Origin of the sequence: Candidatus Berkiella aquae, assembly GCF_001431295.2 — a bacterium.
Lineage (GTDB): Bacteria > Pseudomonadota > Gammaproteobacteria > Berkiellales > Berkiellaceae > Berkiella > Berkiella aquae.
This window is the reverse complement of the sequence record NZ_LKAJ02000001.1, coordinates 226,660-245,815: the sequence shown is the minus strand read 5'-3', so window position 1 is coordinate 245,815 and position 19,156 is coordinate 226,660. Positions and strand designations below refer to the sequence as shown.

19 protein-coding genes are annotated in these 19,156 nt (G+C 40.6%); 9 read left to right on the top strand and 10 right to left on the bottom strand.

What is annotated here, in order from left to right:
* Positions 1-123: 123 nt before the first annotated feature.
* Both HT99x_RS01160 and HT99x_RS01155 read left to right on the top strand, forming a co-directional pair.
* A complete protein-coding gene (locus HT99x_RS01160; RefSeq protein ID WP_075066560.1) occupies positions 124-2,559 on the top strand; it encodes a PBP1A family penicillin-binding protein in 2,436 nt (811 codons plus the stop codon).
* 10 nt (positions 2,560-2,569) lie between these two features.
* Positions 2,570-3,352, top strand: a complete 783-nt coding sequence (locus HT99x_RS01155; protein WP_075066561.1) for a PhzF family phenazine biosynthesis isomerase — start codon at positions 2,570-2,572, stop codon at positions 3,350-3,352.
* 201 nt (positions 3,353-3,553) lie between these two features.
* On the opposite strand, the gene HT99x_RS01150 is transcribed toward HT99x_RS01155, so the two are convergent.
* The 6 genes from HT99x_RS01150 to HT99x_RS01125 all read right to left on the bottom strand — a co-directional run bounded on the left by HT99x_RS01150 (position 3,554) and on the right by HT99x_RS01125 (position 7,807).
* On the bottom strand, positions 3,554-4,189 hold the full coding sequence (locus HT99x_RS01150; protein ID WP_075066562.1) for an alanyl-tRNA editing protein: 636 nt from the start codon (positions 4,187-4,189) through the stop codon (positions 3,554-3,556).
* Positions 4,190-4,304: 115 nt separating this feature from the next.
* Positions 4,305-5,258 (bottom strand): malate dehydrogenase, encoded by a 954-nt coding sequence (gene mdh, locus HT99x_RS01145; protein WP_075066563.1) that lies wholly within the window; start codon positions 5,256-5,258, stop codon positions 4,305-4,307.
* 82 nt (positions 5,259-5,340) lie between these two features.
* Complete coding sequence (locus HT99x_RS01140; protein ID WP_075066564.1) at positions 5,341-6,648, bottom strand: malic enzyme-like NAD(P)-binding protein; 1,308 nt, start codon at positions 6,646-6,648, stop codon at positions 5,341-5,343.
* 97 nt (positions 6,649-6,745) lie between these two features.
* The gene (gene rpmE, locus HT99x_RS01135; RefSeq protein ID WP_075066565.1) at positions 6,746-6,988 is read right to left on the bottom strand and encodes a 50S ribosomal protein L31; all 243 of its coding nucleotides are present in this window, start codon (positions 6,986-6,988) and stop codon (positions 6,746-6,748) included.
* 157 nt (positions 6,989-7,145) lie between these two features.
* Positions 7,146-7,421: a hypothetical protein gene (locus HT99x_RS01130; RefSeq protein WP_075066566.1), complete on the bottom strand. Its 276-nt coding sequence runs from the start codon at positions 7,419-7,421 to the stop codon at positions 7,146-7,148.
* 17 nt (positions 7,422-7,438) lie between these two features.
* Positions 7,439-7,807 (bottom strand): hypothetical protein, encoded by a 369-nt coding sequence (locus tag HT99x_RS01125; protein ID WP_075066567.1) that lies wholly within the window; start codon positions 7,805-7,807, stop codon positions 7,439-7,441.
* 271 nt (positions 7,808-8,078) lie between these two features.
* Between HT99x_RS01125 and HT99x_RS01120 the strand changes: the two genes are divergently transcribed.
* The 3 genes from HT99x_RS01120 (at position 8,079) to pnuC (ending at position 10,245) form a co-directional block, all read left to right on the top strand.
* Positions 8,079-8,510: a hypothetical protein gene (locus tag HT99x_RS01120; RefSeq protein WP_139016605.1), complete on the top strand. Its 432-nt coding sequence runs from the start codon at positions 8,079-8,081 to the stop codon at positions 8,508-8,510.
* Positions 8,507-9,307 carry an undecaprenyl-diphosphate phosphatase gene (locus HT99x_RS01115; protein WP_075066569.1) on the top strand — a complete coding sequence of 267 codons (801 nt, stop codon included), beginning with the start codon at positions 8,507-8,509 and terminating at the stop codon, positions 9,305-9,307. The genes HT99x_RS01120 and HT99x_RS01115 overlap by 4 nt, the downstream gene beginning before the upstream one ends.
* Before the next feature lie 335 nt (positions 9,308-9,642).
* Positions 9,643-10,245, top strand: a complete 603-nt coding sequence (pnuC, locus tag HT99x_RS01110) for a nicotinamide riboside transporter PnuC (protein WP_075066570.1) — start codon at positions 9,643-9,645, stop codon at positions 10,243-10,245.
* On the opposite strand, the gene HT99x_RS01105 is transcribed toward pnuC, so the two are convergent.
* Entirely contained in the window at positions 10,232-12,361 is a 2,130-nt protein-coding gene (locus tag HT99x_RS01105) for an EAL domain-containing protein (RefSeq protein WP_075066571.1), read from the bottom strand. The two genes, pnuC and HT99x_RS01105, sit on opposite strands and share 14 nt — an antisense overlap.
* 131 nt (positions 12,362-12,492) lie before the next feature.
* Here HT99x_RS01105 and HT99x_RS01100 point away from each other — a divergent pair, with 131 nt between their 5' ends.
* Both HT99x_RS01100 and HT99x_RS01095 read left to right on the top strand, forming a co-directional pair.
* Positions 12,493-13,572: a Glu/Leu/Phe/Val dehydrogenase dimerization domain-containing protein gene (locus HT99x_RS01100; RefSeq protein WP_075066572.1), complete on the top strand. Its 1,080-nt coding sequence runs from the start codon at positions 12,493-12,495 to the stop codon at positions 13,570-13,572.
* A 112-nt stretch (positions 13,573-13,684) separates the two neighbouring features.
* Complete coding sequence (locus HT99x_RS01095) at positions 13,685-15,625, top strand: aminotransferase class I/II-fold pyridoxal phosphate-dependent enzyme (protein ID WP_075066573.1); 1,941 nt, start codon at positions 13,685-13,687, stop codon at positions 15,623-15,625.
* Here the strand turns inward: HT99x_RS01095 and HT99x_RS01090 are convergent.
* Both HT99x_RS01090 and HT99x_RS01085 read right to left on the bottom strand, forming a co-directional pair.
* Positions 15,600-15,914, bottom strand: coding sequence for a chaperone modulator CbpM (locus HT99x_RS01090; protein WP_075066574.1), 315 nt, complete (start codon positions 15,912-15,914; stop codon positions 15,600-15,602). The genes HT99x_RS01095 and HT99x_RS01090 overlap by 26 nt on opposite strands.
* Positions 15,915-15,917: 3 nt before the next feature.
* Positions 15,918-16,838, bottom strand: coding sequence for a DnaJ C-terminal domain-containing protein (locus HT99x_RS01085; protein WP_075066575.1), 921 nt, complete (start codon positions 16,836-16,838; stop codon positions 15,918-15,920).
* Positions 16,839-17,020: 182 nt separating this feature from the next.
* Here HT99x_RS01085 and HT99x_RS01080 point away from each other — a divergent pair, with 182 nt between their 5' ends.
* Entirely contained in the window at positions 17,021-17,266 is a 246-nt protein-coding gene (locus HT99x_RS01080; RefSeq protein WP_075066576.1) for a hypothetical protein, read from the top strand.
* A gap of 102 nt (positions 17,267-17,368) precedes the next feature.
* Positions 17,369-17,989, top strand: coding sequence for a translesion error-prone DNA polymerase V autoproteolytic subunit (locus tag HT99x_RS01075; protein ID WP_075066577.1), 621 nt, complete (start codon positions 17,369-17,371; stop codon positions 17,987-17,989).
* Between the two features lie 248 nt (positions 17,990-18,237).
* Here the strand turns inward: HT99x_RS01075 and HT99x_RS01070 are convergent, their stop codons facing one another.
* Positions 18,238-19,098 carry a M48 family metalloprotease gene (locus HT99x_RS01070; protein ID WP_075066578.1) on the bottom strand — a complete coding sequence of 287 codons (861 nt, stop codon included), beginning with the start codon at positions 19,096-19,098 and terminating at the stop codon, positions 18,238-18,240.
* Between the last annotated feature and the right edge of the window lie 58 nt (positions 19,099-19,156).

Here is a 19,156-nt window from a genome sequence, read left to right as displayed (position 1 = left end):
TTCAATAACAAAATCAGTAATATTCCTTTCAATACTAGCTTCTGAACCCTATCTCGCAAATTTTTTTAAACTTTAGATGAATAACCTTCCATCTGTATTAAGACATTTTGTTATACTCATGCTATGAAAAATTTCTTTCGCATCTTTATCCATGTCCTTTTGAGCACCGGCGTCGCTGGATTGTGCGCCTTAATTGTTATTGTCTTATACACCAACGCACAATTACCTGAAGTTAACGATTTGGAAGATATCCAACTTCAAGTACCACTCAGGATATATACAGCAGATGGGAAACTCATTGGCGAATACGGTGAAAAACGACGCACCCCCATTGCCATTCAAGATGTCCCCCCCACTCTGATCAATGCTATCTTGGCAACCGAAGATAGACGTTTCTACGAACACAATGGCGTTGATATGCGAGGCATTGCTCGCGCTTCCTTACACCTTTTAGCAAGCGGAACCAAAGCACAAGGCGCGAGTACTATTACTATGCAGGTCGCTCGCAATTTCTTCCTGACACGCAAAAAGACCTTTGGTCGCAAGCTCAACGAAGCCCTCTTAGCACTCAAAATCGAAAAAGAGCTCTCAAAGGACAAAATCCTTGAGTTATACCTTAATAAAATTTATTTCGGTAAGCGCGCTTATGGGGTCCAGGCAGCAGCCCAAGTTTATTTTGGCACGACGGTTGATAAGCTTAATTTGGCACAAATGGCTATGATTGCTGGCTTACCCCAAGCACCTTCTGCGATTAACCCCATTAACAATCCGGAAGCGGCCTTAAAGCGGCGCACTCATGTTCTGCGCCGAATGTTGCACTATGGCTTTATTAATGAAGAACAATACGATCAAGTGGTCGAATCACCTGTCATTGCTAGCTACCATGGTCGCGTTATCGATATTGATGCTCCCCATGTTTCAGAAATGGCTCGCAAAGAATTAGTTGAGAAATTTGGCCCTCAAGTTTACACCTCTGGTTATATCGCCTACACCACCGTTGATAGTCGCTTACAAAGCTTAGCGCATCATGCCGTACAAGAAGGCCTCCTTGAGTACGATAAAAGACATGGTTATCGAGGTCCAATTGGTCAATTAACGGTTTCTGCTAAAGGTGCTATCGATAAAGCATCCTGGGCTGAACAATTAAAAGGTTTTCCAAAAACAGCATTTACATGGCCAGCCGCCATCCTGAGTGTCGATAATCACGGCGCTAAAGCGCTATTACCCAACAATCAGGAAATTGAGATCTCTTTTGATAGTATGAAATGGGCTGCTAGACAATTTTCTCGATTACGTCTGGGCTCTGAGCCACAATCGCCTTCTGATGTTGTTGCCGTCGGAGACGTCATTTATACCGAACCCAGTGGCAATAACGAATGGGCGTTTAGCCAACTTCCTGATGTACAAGGCGCCCTTGTCGCGTTACATCCTAAAAATGGCGCTATCCTTGCCATGATCGGTGGTTTTGATTTTAATTTGTCGCATTTTAATCGAGCAACTCAGTCCTCAAGACAACCAGGCTCTAATTTCAAACCCTTTATTTATGCCGCCGCACTGGAACACGGTTACACAGCCGCCTCTATCATCAATGATGCCCCTATTGTTTACCGTGATGCTAACGTTGAAGACGCATGGCGCCCACAAAATGATTCTCGCCGTTTTTATGGCCCAACACGTTTGCGTGTGGGTTTAACAAAATCTAGGAACCTAGTCTCTATTCGATTATTGCAAGCGTTGGGCATTGGCAAAGCACTCAAAGTCATTCAACGTTTTGGTTTTGAACGTCGTAATCTGCCACGCACCTTGTCATTAGCGTTAGGCACAGCAAATGCTTCTCCTTTAGATATCGCGACAGGCTATGCTGTGTTTGCCAATGGGGGCTATAAAGTTACTCCTCATATCATCCAAAAAGTGACCGATAGCCAAAATAATCTCGTTTACGAAGCAGCACCTGTCACTGCGGGTCTTGAACTTGCGAATAAGTATGATCCTGAATCTGAAGATGATGATAATGCGATTGATGAGCTGGTCAACAAGAAATCTTCTACCAACAATAAACAACCTGATGCCGCACGCGCCATTTCACCGCAAACGGCTTATATCATGACATCCATCTTACAAGATGCTATTCAAACAGGGACAGCTCGATTAGCACGTAATTTAAATCGTTCTGATTTAGCCGGCAAAACCGGCACAACAAACAATCAAATGGATGCTTGGTTTACAGGGTTTAATCAATCATTAGTCGCATCGACTTGGGTTGGCTTTGATGAACCACAATCTTTACAAGAATATGGCTCACAAGCAGCTCTTCCCATCTGGATGAAATTTATGGGCGCAGCCCTTCAAGGCGTTCCAGAAACAAAACCTGAACAACCTCGCGGCATTATTACCGTTCGTATCGATCCCAGCACCGGCATGTTAGCTCGCCCCGGACAACCCAATGCTATTTTTGAAATTTTTAGTCAAAATTCCATGCCTAATCGCACTGCCGTTGCTTCAGGCCATGAACGTAATATCATTACGCCTAGCAGCAGTAGTGGTGATTCCTTATTCTAGGTAGTGGTAGATGAACCCGATTTGGATTGTCGATGCTTTCGCTCATGCACCTTATACCGGCAATCCTGCTGCTGTCATGGTTGTTGCTGAATTTCCCGAACAGATGCAACGTATTGCGGCAGAAATGAATCTGTCTGAAACGGTTTTTGTTAAAAAGATAAACGAAAACCATTTTCATATTCGCTGGTTTACCCCCTTGGTTGAAGTTAAACTTTGTGGTCATGCAACCATGGCTGCCGCCCATATTCTATTTCAGGAAAAGCTTGTCACTAAGAATGAAATTACTTTTGATTCCCTTTCAGGTCCCTTAACCGTGACCCAAAAAGAATCGACTATTATCTTAAATTTCCCCTTACAACAAATAGGCCAAACACTTGCCAAAGCAACGTTTGATACTCTCTTAGATTTACCTTCACAAATTCATGAGGTTGTTCAAGCGTATGATGATGTGATTGTCGCGCTTCATGATGAACAAACTTTAAGAAATCTCCAGCCTCATTTTGATAAAGTGAAACAAATTGAAGCAAGAGGCCTGATTGTCACCGCTCCCTCCAAACAATATGATTTTGTTTCTCGCTTTTTTGCACCGCGCGTGGGCGTCAATGAAGATCCTGTAACAGGCTCTGCGCATTGCAAACTGGCTGATTATTGGGCAAAGCGTTTAGGAAAAAATACTTTTCATGCTTATCAAGCGAGTCATCGAGGCGGTGAATTACGGATTCAGGTAGAAAATAATCGTGTCTTTTTACAAGGACAAGCAATTACGATTATGCAAGGACAATGGTTGGTGTAACTGTCGTTTATATGAATTAAGATAAAAATCCCCCGCTCGCTTAAAAGCGAGCCGCCCCCTTTTATTCAAAGGGGGCAATAATCCAATACTTACAAATTTAACTGCGACTTAAGTCCAAATAAGGTGAAATATTTGCCCCCCTTTGAATAAAAGGGGGGCAGCTCACAAATGCGTAGCATATCGTGAGCGGGGGATTTTATCTTAATTTATCAATCGAATCTCAATTCGCTCAACTCCTTTGCCTACCAACTCTCTTTTCAGTTTAACCAAACCGACTTCCGCTGTGGACTTAACATGCGTGCCCCCACAAGGAACCTGTGCAAATCCATCAATCTTCCAAAAACGTCGTTGGTTGGTCTCATCTGAAAAACCAGTTTGAATCGGCAAATCACGTTCAATAATCGCGTTATAATCTGAAAGGATCTCATCAAAGTAGGTTTTAATATTCTGGGTGGATTTAAAATCAATTCGTGCTTTCGATTCGCTAATATGGGCACCGACTTTTTCTAACTGATAGCGCTTAGTCACGATTTCAAGCACCAATTCAGCTGCGAAATGTAAGCGCATTAATTTTAAGCGTCTTACCCAATCAATCATGACAACGACTTCATCGCCTTCTTTTAAACCATGTCCATCTGGCATGGTGTAATAAATCAACAAACCTTCCTTTTTGGAATCGATAATCGGTAAGCCATTAATCGTCGCTTTATCACTTTCTTGACCGCCGGAAAAAGAATAGACAATGGTTTGCGCCAATAAGAGTTGATTACCCTTTACCGCTGTAATGGTGGTGTGCAATTCTTGTTGATAAGGATTATCCCAGAAAACTTTGCGCATAAGGCTAAATGAGCTCCGCAAGATCATTTCTATTTACCGCGGCTTGTCCGCGGTATCTAGACTATCACTGGATGCTGCGAACAAGTCGCAGCAAGTAGAAGGAAACGGTATGTTATTAAAGCTTTGCGGCCGCTTCACACAATTCAATCACCGCATCAATGGAGACTTGGAGATTTTTTTGTTCTGCATCGTTTAACGTGACTTCAATAATTTGTTCAACACCTTTACCGCCAATTTTCGCTGGAACCCCAACAAAAAGCGGTTGTTTTACGCCGTATTGACCAACTTTTAATTTAGCCGCACAAGGCAAAATGGCTTTGGTATCTTGCAGATACGCTTGTGCCATTGAAATCGCAGCGGTAGCAGGCGCATAAAAAGCGGAACCTGTTTTTAGCAAACCAACGATTTCGCCGCCGCCATTACGGGTTCTTGTCACAATTTCATCCAGTTTAGCTTGGCTCATGGTGCCTTTTTTAACCAGTTCTTGTAACGAAACACCAGCAACATTACTCATACCAACTAATGGCACCATCGCATCACCATGGCCACCTAGCACATAAGCTTGCACCTGATTAATGGAAACGCCCAACTCCCACGCTAAGAACGTACGAAAACGTGAAGAATCTAATACTCCAGCCATACCGACAATCATATTATCAGGTACGCCTGCAGCATCTTGTAATACTTTAACCATGACATCTAAAGGATTAGTGACACAAATCACAAAAGCCTTAGGACAATATTGTTTGATCCCTTCACCTACTGCTTTCATGACTTTGCCATTGATTGCTAATAAGTCATCACGACTCATACCCGGTTTACGTGGGATCCCAGCAGTCACAATGACAACATCACAACCTGCAATGTCTTTATAATCATTGGTGCCCATGACTGTTGCATCAAACCCATCAATAGGGCCACATTGCGCCAAATCTAATGCTTTACCTTGAGGGGTTCCTTCAGCAATATCATACAAAACAACATCGCCTAATTTTTTTTGCAAAATAAGATGCGCTAATGTACCACCAATATTACCCGCACCAATTAATCCAATTTTTGCTCTTGCCATGCTTACTCTCCTTAATATCCTTGCACGATACCCAAGTCTTGCCTCAATACCGTTGCTTGAGGCAAGGCGCTAGATTTTAATTTTAAAGACTTGCTTCTTCTTCTAAAACTCTTGTGCTCATTTTGGCCGATGCTTCCATCGGGCTTAAAGGATAGTTTTGCGGATAGGGTATCCGCGCCACCCCTGTCTCAACCGCGGCTTTAGCAACGGCTGCAGAAACAACTGGTAACAATCTTGGATCGGTTGGCTTAGGTAAAATATAATCTTTACCAAAAGACATCGTTCCACAAACATTGTAGCCTTTTAATACCACTTCAGGCACTGGCTCTTTCGCTAAGCTTCGAATAGCATTAACTGCAGCGATCATCATTTCTTGATTAATACGGCTTGCTCTTACATCTAATGCACCACGAAATATATAGGGAAAACATAATACATTGTTAACTTGATTTGGATAATCACTACGTCCCGTAGCCATGAGAAGATCGCTTCTAGCTTCATGTGCTATTTTTGGCTCAATTTCTGGATCAGGATTGGATAAAGCAAAAACAATGGGATAAGGTGCCATTGTTTTTAACATCTGGGCTGTTATTAAATTTGGGCCAGATACGCCAACAATAACGTCAGCCCCAATCATTGCTTCTTCTAAGGTACGCTTATCTGTTTGAGCTGCGAATGCAAATTTATGCGTATTCAAATCGGTTCTACCCGTATGGATAATACCTGTTCTATCCACCATGGTAATTTGATCGCGACGCAACCCAATTGCCATTAACAGTCGCATTGAAGCGATACCTGCAGCCCCCGCTCCTAAACAAACGACCTTGATATCTTCTAAGGATTTTTCTTGTAGTTCAATTGCATTTAATAATCCAGCGACAACAATAATCGCCGTACCATGTTGATCATCATGAAAAACAGGGATATCTAAACGTTCAATCAATGCCTGTTCAATTTCAAAGCATTGTGGTCCTTTGATATCTTCTAAATTAATGCCACCAAATGTCGGTGAAATATTGGCTACTGTATTAACAAAGGTTTGAGGATCAGAAGCTTCAATTTCAATATCAAACACATCTAAATTAGCAAAACGTTTAAAAAGGACGGCTTTGCCTTCCATCACGGGTTTTGCCGCAAGTGGCCCAACATCGCCCAATCCCAAAACAGCTGTGCCATTGGTAATAACACCGACCAAATTGGATTTTAGGGTATAACGAAACGCTTCATTGGGATCGGCTTTTATCGCTCTGACAGGCTCGGCAACACCTGGGGTATAAGCTAAAGCCAAATCCTTTTGGGTTTCTGTTGGTTTGGTTAAAGCAATACATAATTTGCCTGGCGTTGGCAGCGCATGATATTCCAGCGCGGCTTTTTTTAAATCATTTGTCATAAAACTCACCCAATACTACGATTTGTCTCGATTTTAATGCTTCTGAGACAAAAAAAGGGCGCCAACGCGCCCTTCTTCATACAATTAATATGTGCAATTACTTGCTTTCACTGGTTTGTGCACTTTCAATTTTATTTTTTGCACCATATCGACGATAGAATTTATCAATACGACCTTCGGTATCGACAACTTTATGTTTGCCGGTATAGAAAGGATGGCATTCATTACAGATATCAACTCGCATTGTTTCTTGACGATAGGTTGAACGCGTTTCGAAGGTGTTTCCGCAGTTACAGACCACTGAAACGACTTTATAATCTGGATGGATATCGGCTTTCATGTCACTGTCCTCTACAAAGCATCGCCACACTTTCTAAGTGCACCATGCAAAATGGTTGTTTTTATCGAAAATATCAGTAGGGCTGCCATGATAGCCGACCTCCCCTCTCCAAGCAAGGCAGCAAATCGCTACCTTATCGAATGGGTTGGTAAGATTACTAGAATTTGTCCCAATTTTCAGGTTCGCCTTCTGCCCACTCATGCACATCTTCAGGCACAACACTTGAACGCGCTTCATCCCATTTTAGCTGTCCTGTTGATTGCTCCCGAATATCCTTAATGGCATCTTCAATCCGTTTATAGCAACCCAATGAATCACTATCCATGCCTAAGTAGTACTGATGGTTTTCTTCAGATTCTACAATCCAAAAAGTGCCTAGTTTGGTTTTATGATGCCACATGATTTCTTCTCCTAAGCTATCAATCCTTGCCATTTCTCTATCCTTAATGATTAGACATTTTTTTTGTGTAAAGTTCGCAAAAATATTCCGGGTAATATCACGATCATCGCCCCTAATAACCACCATGACATCAGGCTAAGCAGCGGTAGCGGATAAGGTACAATTCGTATGAATAAACAGCTCATCATGGTTGTGTTGTGCAGCGCTTTTACTGGTTGAGATTTTTCAACTTGCGCTTGATAAAAGGCATAGCTTGCAATGCTAAGTGGTGCAGGCGCATCGTCAAGAAAACAACCTATTGGGCGTTTTACGATGATTTCCTGTGCCGTTTCAGAAGAGAGATTTTCTTTTGCAATCGTGCTTAATGCACAACCCACTATTAAAAAGACCCCTACCAATACCATTAATTTTGTTTTCATTTTTTTATATCATCTTTTTATGTTTTACATTTCTTTATGCAACCTTGATGCCAATATTTTTATTTTGTGGGCTTCATGGTTTATCACACTGAAATTACATTGAAAATTTTTGATGGCTTAAGCTTTTCTAAAACAAATGTCGAGCAATCGACTACCGTTTTGGTGATTTATGTAAAAAGTGTCGACAACCACTCTGAGTTTGTTGCTCAACCAGTGCTAACCTGGGTCATATTCGTTATACTCAGAGCACGATGCTTCACTAAGGGATCTTATGCAAATAATAGCTATAATACTAACTTTCATGATAGGTAGTTTTCTTGAGTTTGCTTGGGCTGGCGAACCTATCCTTGGGCCTGTCAAAGCACCTGCTGCATCTGCATCTTCCACGAACAATTTAGTCAATAAAAAAGCGTGGATAGAAAATATGCAAAATAATCTACCTTCATTACTTTGCAAAAAAGATCAACATTTTATGACCTGTTTTAAGATCACAGAAAATGAATGCGTCGATCTTAATAAATTATTTGTCCAAGCTTGCCTAAATAATGTCTCCTTAGCATTGCCAGCAGAATTGAATTCCGATGAAGCAACCCGTTGGGGCTCTGTGATTGGCCAATGTACTTTTGATTTATATGAAAAATTTATGCAATCGAAAAAAGTGTCTAAACCCGAATGTAATCAACAAGCGAAAACAAAACCATGAGCGAATTAATGCAAGTGATTACCTTGGCTATTGTGCAAGGCTTAACAGAATTTCTACCTATTTCTAGCTCAGCTCATTTGATATTAGTGCCTTTATTAACTGGGTGGCGCGATCAAGGGCTTGCATTTGATGTTGCTGTTCATGTCGGCACTTTATTTGCGGTTTGTTTTTATTTTCGTCAAGAGTTAATACGCCTGCAAGCCGGTTTTTGGCGCTCCATTCAAGGTAAACCATCTCGTTTTTATAGCAAACTTGCTTGGCAATTAATTATTGCCTCATTTCCTATTGCACTGGTCGGATGGCTTGCACATGATTTCATTGCAACCACGTTGCGCTCTCCATTAGTGATTGCATGTTCCACCATTTCATTTGGTTTGCTATTACTGGCTAGCGATCGGTTTTCAAGTCATAGCAAACTGATGGGACAATTACGGTGGAAAGATGTACTGATCATTGGTTTTGCCCAAATTTTAGCATTGATTCCAGGTACCTCTCGCTCTGGCATTACCTTAACTGCAGGATTAGGCTTAGGATACAATCGAGCAACTAGCGCTAAATTTTCCTTTTTACTTTCTATTCCACTTATTGTATTAGCTGGCAGCTATGAAGGTTTAAAAATTATTCGTTCACCCGATCCGGTGGCTTGGAGTTACCTTGCTATTGGTATCTTATTTGCCGCGATTAGTGCTTACTTTTGTATTAAGGCCTTCTTGGGTCTAATTGGCAGAATAGGTGTACTACCCTTTGTCTGCTATCGACTCGCACTGGGTGGTATTTTACTCTTTATGTTTTGGTAAAATCTGTTACACTCTCCCGACTAAATTTAATCACTATTTTTGGGGTGCTGCTTGCTCGTTTGTTTTTTGCTGAAAGCAAAATGAGAGCATACGTTCAACTAATTTAGCTTTAGGCTAGGCGCCAAGGACCGAACAACCCAGCCTACGCTAAGAGCTACGGCGGACTCGTAATAAGAGACCCGGCGTAGCTTCAGCGAAGACGGGCCGAAGTTTACGTTAGTAAATGAGGATTGTAAGGATCCGCAGGCAACAACGCATAAAGCTAAAGTAGGCAGAACGGTGGCTGAGAATAAACCCGTTGAACCTGTCTGGGTAATGCCAGCGAAGGGAGTTGTATGAATTGGCTTGATTTTACAGGCGCCAGCCTATCTTTGCTTTCCACCTATTATTTTACACAAGCGCGTCGCCTTGCTTGGCTTGTCGGCATTTTTGCGATAACACTCAATGTTACTTTGTATTGGCAAAAAGGCATTTATGGCCATTTAATACTCGAAGGGATTTATTTCATATCGATGTTATATGGTTGGTTTCAATGGTCAGCAAAAGCAACGAGCAAACCTTCTCGTGCTATTCGTTATTTATCATGGAAAGAGATCTCTTACTATGCCCTACTTGCTGCCAGTGGAATCATCTTAATGGCACAAACTTTATCAGCTCATACTGATTCAACCATTCCTTATTGGGATGCTTCTACAACTATTTTAAGTCTGATTGCCCAATGGTTATTGTGCATTAAGATCATTCATTGCTGGATACTTTGGTTTATCGTTGACGTCCTGGTTGCGCTTTTACAACTTTATAAAGGCTTACCATTTCATAGCGCTGTCCATTGGCTTTATTTGATTATGGCGGTTGTGGGCTATTATCGTTGGCGAAAATTATTTCATCAACAAACCACTGTACTTGAGGTGCACGCGGAGCATGCTAGCCCCTATTAAAAGACTGATTTGCAATATGATGATTTTTGAGAAATTGGGTAGCATCAACAAAGGGCATTGGTTTTGCGATTAAAAAGCCTTGAAATTGATCGCATGCTAGTGAACGCAGATATTCTGCTTGTTCATTTGTTTCAACCCCTTCTGCAAGAGTCGCAATATTCAAGCATTTAGCCAGTTCAAAGATAGCAGCGAGAATGGCTTTATGGCGTTCATTATTTTGTAGGCTAATGGCCTGCACGAAGGATTGATCTATCTTAATCACATCAATGGGTAGATCTCTTAAATAGCTTAAACAAGAATAACCTGTACCAAAATCATCCATCGCAATTTTGAAACCTAGTTGTTTCAACTGGTAAAGTTTATCAATGATTTCTTGAGTATTATGTGCAAAAATGGATTCTGTAATCTCTAATTGAAAACGATTAGGATTCACTTTCTGTTCATAAATCATTTCAGCAAGCTCTGCAACGAAGTCACCTTGCTGTAGATCTTTAATTGACAAATTAACACTAAACAAAAAATGAGATAACCCTTGACCTTCCCAAATGAGGTAATATTCGCAAGCCTTCTTGAAAACCCAACGCCCAATATCTGAAATAATACCAATATCCTCTGCCAATGAAATGAAGACGGTTGGTGGGATATCTCCTAAAATGGGATGATGCCAACGACTTAATGCTTCAAAGCCTGTTAGTTCACCTGTTTTGGCGTCGATTTGTGGTTGAAAATATAAATCAAATTGCTCAGTTTGTACGGCAGTACGCAAATCATTTGACAAGCGCATAAGACGTTCAGCTTCTAAATTTAAATCCGATTGAAAATATTGATAATGATTTCTTCCTTTTTTCTTGGCCAAACTCATTGCAAAATCAGCATATTGCAACAACTTTTCTGGATCTTCACTATCATCAGGATTTAGAGCAATACCAATGCTTGCGGTAATTTGATATTTTTCACCATTTAATTCAAAAAAAGGTAACAAAGCACGATTGATCTTCACTGCAACTTTACTTGCATCATTCGTATGTTTGATATGTGTGAGCAACACGATAAATTCATCGCTTCCCGTTCTTGCCATATAGTCTACTTTTCGGATAACACTGCGAATCCGTTCGCTGACTTTAAATAATAATTCATCCCCACAATCATGGCCTAACGCATCATTAAATGTCTTAAAACCATCTAAATCGATAAATAGCACTGCGCACTTAGTACGATAACGCTGACAATAGGCTACAGAATACTTTAGCTGATTTAACAATGATTTACGCGTTAGAAGTCCTGTTAAGTGATCTTGTTCGTCATTAGCCATCATCTCTTCTTGTGATTTGTGCGTTCCGGTTATATCACGAAATGAAAGCACATACCCTTCAATATGCATTAACTCATCAAATATGGGTGTTAAATAGACTTTTATTTCATTTTTTGAACTCGATTCATTAAAGGAAAGTATATATTGTCCAATAGCTGTTAAATCGTTTGTTTTCTCAACTGTTTCTATTGCTTTTTTAAGCGATACCAAGAATTCATCGCTCACATTTTCAGCGAAATTTTCAATAGGGTGATTAATGAGATCTTGCAACGATTGTTTAAGATACATTGCTGCAACAGGATTTGCAAAGGTAATGGTTCCTTGTAAGTTAATCCCTATAATGCCATCTGAAATAGAGGCTAAAATAGCTTCATTATTCTTTTTAATCCTTGTGTTGTCGCGATACCGACATTCATCTCTTAGTACCTTTTCGATGACTAATGGAAGTCTCTGCAAGTAATGGTTACTTTTGTCTTTGATAACAAAATCTTTGGCGCCTTTACGAAAGGATTGTATGGCATATTTTTCATCTGCTTCTTCTGCAACGATAATAATAGGTAACATTCTTACGGTTAAATGACTCAATGCATTTAACAAATCTGTTGCTGCACCATCAACCAGATGAAACTCACATAAGATCAAATCAATCGATTTTTCTAATATTATCTTTATCGCATCTTTTAATGATTTAGTCGAAATAACTTGTACTTGAAAACCATGAACACTCGATGCTTGTGAGACAGGCAACCCTTCTCGTTTAGGATCGCCAATAATTAAAATAGTAGCTATCGTCAATTCATTCATGCGCTTCACTTTTTCAACAATTGGTCGATGATCTTTTTGTATCTTATTTTGAAGCTAAACTGCTTTTTATATCAGGGCAAAAGCAAAGTAGAGTTTCATACAGAATAATCATCGGCACTTAATGGTAGACTATGAAATCCTTTACCGATCATTTTACGAGTAATGCGAACAATCCTGAATTTTATTCGGTTTTTCAGCAGCTCCAATATGGTGAATTGCATATTAAACGCGATACGGCATCTGGTCTTTTAGCCATTATTGCGATTCACAGTACTCGCCTAGGTCCCGCCTTAGGTGGGTGTCGTTTTCAACCCTATCATTCTCTAGAAGCCGCGATCATTGACTGTCTGCGTTTAGCGCAAGGTATGAGTTACAAAGCAGCGATTAGCCATTTACCATTAGGTGGCGGGAAAGCTGTTTTAATTAAGCCTAACAAAACGTATGATCGAACTCATCTGTTTCGACTCTTCGGTCAAACCGTCAATGAACTGGGAGGTCGCTATATTACTGCTGAAGATAGCGGTACTCATATGATGGATATGGATATTATTAGAACTGTTACGCCTTATGTTACGGGTAATAGCCAACAATCATTTATACAAAAAGATCCTTCTATCTTAACTGCTTTTGGTGTACGTCGTGGCATTGAAGCGGCTGTAAAATATCAATTACAAAAAGATTCTTTGCAAAACATTCATGTCGCTATTCAAGGCGTTGGTAATGTGGGATATCGACTTGCCAAAGAACTCCATCAGCATGGCGCAATTTTAACTATCTGTGATATCAATCCCGAAAATGTAAAACGATGTGTTGCTGAATTTTCAGCCAAAGTGATTGCTCCGGAGCAAATTCATCAAGTAGCGTGTGATGTTTTTGCACCTTGCGCTCTTAGCAACCCGGTCAACACTCAGAATATCAATGAGATCAATGCTCCGATTATTGCAGGCTCTGCTAACAATCAATTAGAAAATTTAGAACTTGCTGTTCGCCTAAAAGAACGTGGTATTTTATATGCACCAGATTATGTCATTAATGCTGGTGGACTCATTCATGTGTATGCACAATATTACGGCAAGCAAGAAAGTATCGCGAAAGAAAATGTCAATAATATTTATAATACGTTGCTTATCATCTTTGAATGTGCAACAAAAGAAAATTTACCTACCACAACGATTGCTAATCGGCTCGCTGAGCAGCGTTTATATTCTTAAACCTTAAATATCCTAAAAATACCAATATATTCATTCGAACATGTCTCTTATTACTTTACATCATTCAGAAACATCGGTAGCATTCAAACTTTTTTCAAGTGTGCTATTTTTCATGTTGCATTCAAAGTTGTTAACAAATTACAGCAAATTTGCTGAATCTCACTCATCAGAACCTTTAGCAAAATCCCCAGATTATACTGCCAAAATGAAGCGATTAGGAGATGTTCAACATGAATGGCAACAAGGTGTTGGCATAAATTATGTGATTAAATCATGGCAACAACTGCATAAACGCCCTATTGATGCGAGTACTGGCAGCAGTGGCTTTTTATTGCCGGAAGCTGTTGAAGCAGAATTACATTCTATCGCGGCACATGAAATGGCAGATTATATTGACCATCTCCCTTTAAAAAAACTAGCCAAGGCTGCAAAAACACACTTTACTGAACTCGAAATTATTGATAAAGACACCACGATTGGTCGTGACCCTTATGAAGAGAATGCAAAAGAAGATTTATATGTCATGCATGGACATGGCACCAGTGAATTATTTTCTTTTTTAATGAAAGCCATCATTAAAACATCTGAAGATGCTATTATCGCTGCGACCCCAACTTATGGACTGTTTGTTGATTCTATCTCACAAGCAAAAGCACAATTGGTTACTTTTCCTTTAACGGAAAAAAATCATTATAAACCGACAACAACGCAACTACGCAAACTGATTTTGCAAACCAATGCCAATCTTCTCAAAAAATATAACGAGATACTTGAGATAACAAAGAATGTACTCTCTGTATTAGGCAATCAAAAAGCCATTCCTCAATTATATAAGCAACATGCTAAATTATTGACGCTTGTCACAAAACATAATCAACTTGTCTATACCGAACTCGATGCAGCAACTGAAGATTTCAATACAATGCTTGAGCAATACCTTGCTTCGCGATCTTTGAAAACACTTTGGCAGGAAAAATTAGCATTGCCGCTATGCCCGCGTGTTAGAAGTTATTTTCACATCAATCCTCATATGCCATTTGGCAGCATTATGACGCAGCTAGAAATAGAACGCTTAGCCACAGAGCTTGAAAAATTCCCTGACATTACCGTCATTGATGATATTACTTATTATGAGCTTATTTTACCACCTAGCAAAAAAAGACCGGGGACTTTCGCAAAAACAGCGATGCAACAGCGCAGCGTAACTTTATATAGCCTTTCTAAACAATATGGCTTAGCGGCGGTAAGAGCAGGCATTGCGCTAGGTCCTAAAGATCTGATTAAAGCTATTGCGCATCAGGTTTTTATGCATGTTAATATGCCCTCTATTTACACTCAAAAAGCTTTATATTCTGTTTTTAATATGCCAGAAAACGACAAACAAGCACACATTGAAGAAACCAGCACAGAATATGCTTTTCGTCGAGATTTCACCCTTGCCTTGGTCAAAGGGATTTCAGATATTGCCAATAAAACCTTGCAAAAAAAAATAACAACCATCTTAACGGAACAGAAAATTTCATCCAAACAACAAGAAGACATTTTAAAAGGTATTCCAGGATTAAAAGTCGTTATTACACCTGAATCTGGTTTTTTTCTCTTATTAGATTTTAGTGCTTTTCAAGGCAAATATATCGGCAACACCGAATTGCAGACCAGTATGGACATGCAAAAATTTATCTATTGTTTGACGGATGTTAACATGATCCCGAATGAAGTGAATTTTGAATTTTCCAAACCTTGGCTGCGGTTTTCATTTTGCATGCCGACTATCGATATTTTAGAAGCAATGCTTAGACTCAGAAAAGCATTAGCAAATTGCACCCTGGTACCGGTAACAGAACTGATAGAAAAACCTAAAGGACTTTCTGTGCCTAAAAAAGTGGCTCCTTCATATCAAAAAACAGGCCCATCGTTAACGCCGCTTTTTGACAAAGTCAAAAAGCAAACCAAACCATCTAACGCCATGAAACCCAAACAACATTACACGCGCTCTCAAGAAAATAAGTTGATGAATGCCTCTAATATTAATCCCTTTGCAAAATTGCGATAGTTTGTCGTAATTGTTCTAGCTCATCTAAAAGCTCTAAGGCCAGTGCAACACCTGGCCAATTGATGGCTAAGTCTTTATGTAAGCGAAGTGCTTTTTGAGTACGATTGAGTGCTGTGCATTGAAATACCCATGTTTCATAACTTAAACCTTGAGGTTCTAAAATACCAAGCTCAACCATTTCTTCTATTTCATGGCGTTCAACCACACAAAGCGTTTCAATTTCAGTGATAGAATAGGTAATACTTTCATCTTGCAAGATACCTTCATGAATCGATCCTTCCTGTTTCATCGCTTACACTCCTAACGCTGCACGCGGATTAAATGCCATTTCTTGCGCCATTTTTTCATACAACGCTTTTGCTTGTTCATTATTTGCTTGCGGTACTTTAATTTCTAATACCACATATTGATCACCCGCTGGATTACCCGGTAACCCGCGCTCTTTTAAGCGCATTTTTTGTCCTGTTTGCGATCCCGGTTGAATTTTTAAATTAACTGAACCTCCAAGTGTTGGCACAGCTACGGTTGCGCCCAATGCGGCTTCCCAGGGTGCAATCGGTAAATTAAGGTAAATATCTTTTTGCTTTGCGGTAAAAAAAGCATGGGGCGCTAACTGAATTTCAATGTATAAATCACCATGGTTCCCTTTTGCATTTGCATGTCCTTGCCCTTTCAGACGGATCTGACTCCCTTGTGCCACGCCTTTGGGGATTTTAATTTGCAATGTCTTACTTTGTGGATGTCTTGCATCTAGTTGTACCATTTGGGTCCCGCCACTATAGGCAACCTCTAATGGAATGGTGATTTTCGCATGAATATCTTTGCCACGACTGGGATGATGAGATGACGCCTCTGCCTGCCCCTTGTGCCCAAAGAGCTGTTCAAAAAAATCACTAAAGTCTCCACCGCCAGTAAACGTATAATCTTCGGGGTGATCGCCTGAATAAAAATCATATTGGGGTTGGCGAAAACCTTCTTTGGCTTGCTGTTGCTGCCAGCCTCCTTGACGTAATGCATCGTACTGTGCACGTTTTTCGGGATCTTTGAGCACTTCCCAAGCTTCATTAATTTCTTTGAATTTTTGTTCTGCATCAGGCAACTTGCTGACATCAGGATGATACTGACGAGCCAGTTTGCGAAACGCTTTTTTCATCTCATCATGAGAGGTTTGTGGGGTTACTCCCAAAACAGCATAGTAGTCTTTAAATTCCATAATTGATCCATGATTTAACTGAGGCTTATTCCACTTTACGAAAAGGAAGAATCAGGCGCCAGTCCAAAAGTGTGCATACACAATAATTCATTGATTTTTATTACATTTTTAAAAATAAGATTTTATTTGCTTAACTGTTGGGCTAGTATCTTGGCGTATATTCGAACTTAAGGAGCCATGTTATGTCATTAACTTTTTTAGATAATTTACTAGAATCCGCCACAGAAAATCCTGAGATTGCCAGCGCGGCCATACTGACCACCACCGCCGTTTTAGCAGCAACAGCGTACCTTACTTGTTTTAACCGTTCTGCAAAAACAATGACCACAGAAGAAAAAGCAAAACGTTTACATGACGCCGGTTTACGTAGCCAAGGGATTACGCCTGACAACGACCCTCTTCTTCGTCGCGCTGCCCCTTCTAAATAACCTGCTTTCTCTATGGCAAGGATGCCATTTCAAACTCGATTGCATTTCATTTCCAGACTGCTATAATTTTGAAATTAGTACAAAATTCTATTAATTATTTAAATGACCCAACAAAAACTTCCAGCTCGTAAAGGTAAATGGCAATCTCCTCCCCGTGGTGGCAAGCGCGATGGCGCGGGTCGTCCTCATGGTAGTGGTAAATATGGCGAGCCCACTCGAGCTATCCGTGTCCCTCATAGTTTGGTTGAAGAATTACAGCAATTTCTCGTTGCCTATGGGCAAAAGGATTCTGTCATGCCCCCTTCTGCCCTACCAGCGGCGCTGACACCGCACAATAAGGCTGTTCCGCTTTATGGTCATAAGATTGCTGCAGGTTTCCCTTCTCCAGCTGACGATCATCAAGACACACCGCTTGATTTAAATGAGCATCTCATTAAAAACCCCGCAACGACTTTCTTTGTCAGAGTGGAGGGTGACTCCATGATCAATGCTGGGATCTTTCCCAATGATATGTTGGTAGTGGATTTATCGCTTGAACCCCAAGATAGCAACGTAGTCATCGCCTTCGTTAATGGTGAATTTACGGTTAAACGCCTGAAAATTGCGAAAAATCAGCAAGTCACCTTATTGCCTGAAAATGAAAAATATAATCCCATTGTCATTAAAGAAGAAATGGAGTTTCGCCTTTGGGGCGTGGTAACCAATGTTATCCATGCTTTGTGAAGCCTAGGCCTCGCTGAAACATTTATGCGTAGGTGGGCACCAACAATTTATTGATGATAACTTAGTCGAAGTAAATGAATTGATGGCTAGGCGGCAAGCCCTGAGCAATCCGCCGTCGCTAAGAACTATGGCGGACTTTACTATCTAGACCCGGCGTAGCTTTAGCGAAGACGGGCCGGAGTGTATACAAGATACATGAGGATTGCGAAGAGGCGAAGCCAACAACGCCAGCAATTTATTTACAAAGACTAAGCAAGGATTTCTAAACGATTAATCCTCTCTTGCACCGGCGGATGTGTCGCAAATAACATAGACCACTGCCGATTATGCAACGGATTAATGGCAAATAATGAGGCAGTGGCAGGATGTTGCTCAACTGCGGTCAGTTCATGATGCTCTTTTGCACGTTCTAATTTATACAACGCATTCACTAACCACATAGGATTGCCACACAGCTCAGCTGCTTTTGCATCCGCAACATATTCTCGGGTGCGCGAAAGAGAAAGCTGAATCAACAACGCTAAAGCTGGCGCCAGCGTATTTAAAATAATTTTCCCTAGCCAATTAGGTTGGGTATGAGGCGTTCTTGCACCCAAATAAACTACAACCTGTGCCATATTGGCCAATGCACTCACCGCACTCCCCATACCCGCTGCCAAAGTTGCAAGCTGTGTATCTCGGTGAATAATATGAGCCAACTCATGCGCCATTACCCCCGCTAATTCATCCTTTTGTAAAGCTTTTAATAACCCTGTCGTCACAACAATCGCAGCATTCTCAGGGTTGCGCCCGGTTGCAAAAGCATTTGGGAATTTATGGTTAATACGATAAATCTTAGGCATTGGAATATCGGCTTTCTCGGCTAAATAAGCAACCGTTCCATGCAGCAATGGTTCATCGTCTGAAATAATCGGTTCAGCTTCTAGTAATTTAAAAAGGATGGTTTCTGAAAACCAATAAATAATGGCATTCAAAACAATCGCTAAGAGGAAGGCAATTTGGATCCCGGTTAGTCCACCTAAGCTTTTTCCAGCAATTAAGAGTAAACCTGTCACAGCCCCTAAGAATAAGGTTACATTCAAATGAGGTGATTGAGGAGATGTTGCCATTATTTAACCTACACGATAATAAGCCCTACAAGAGGGCCTATTATCGCTATTTAGGGGT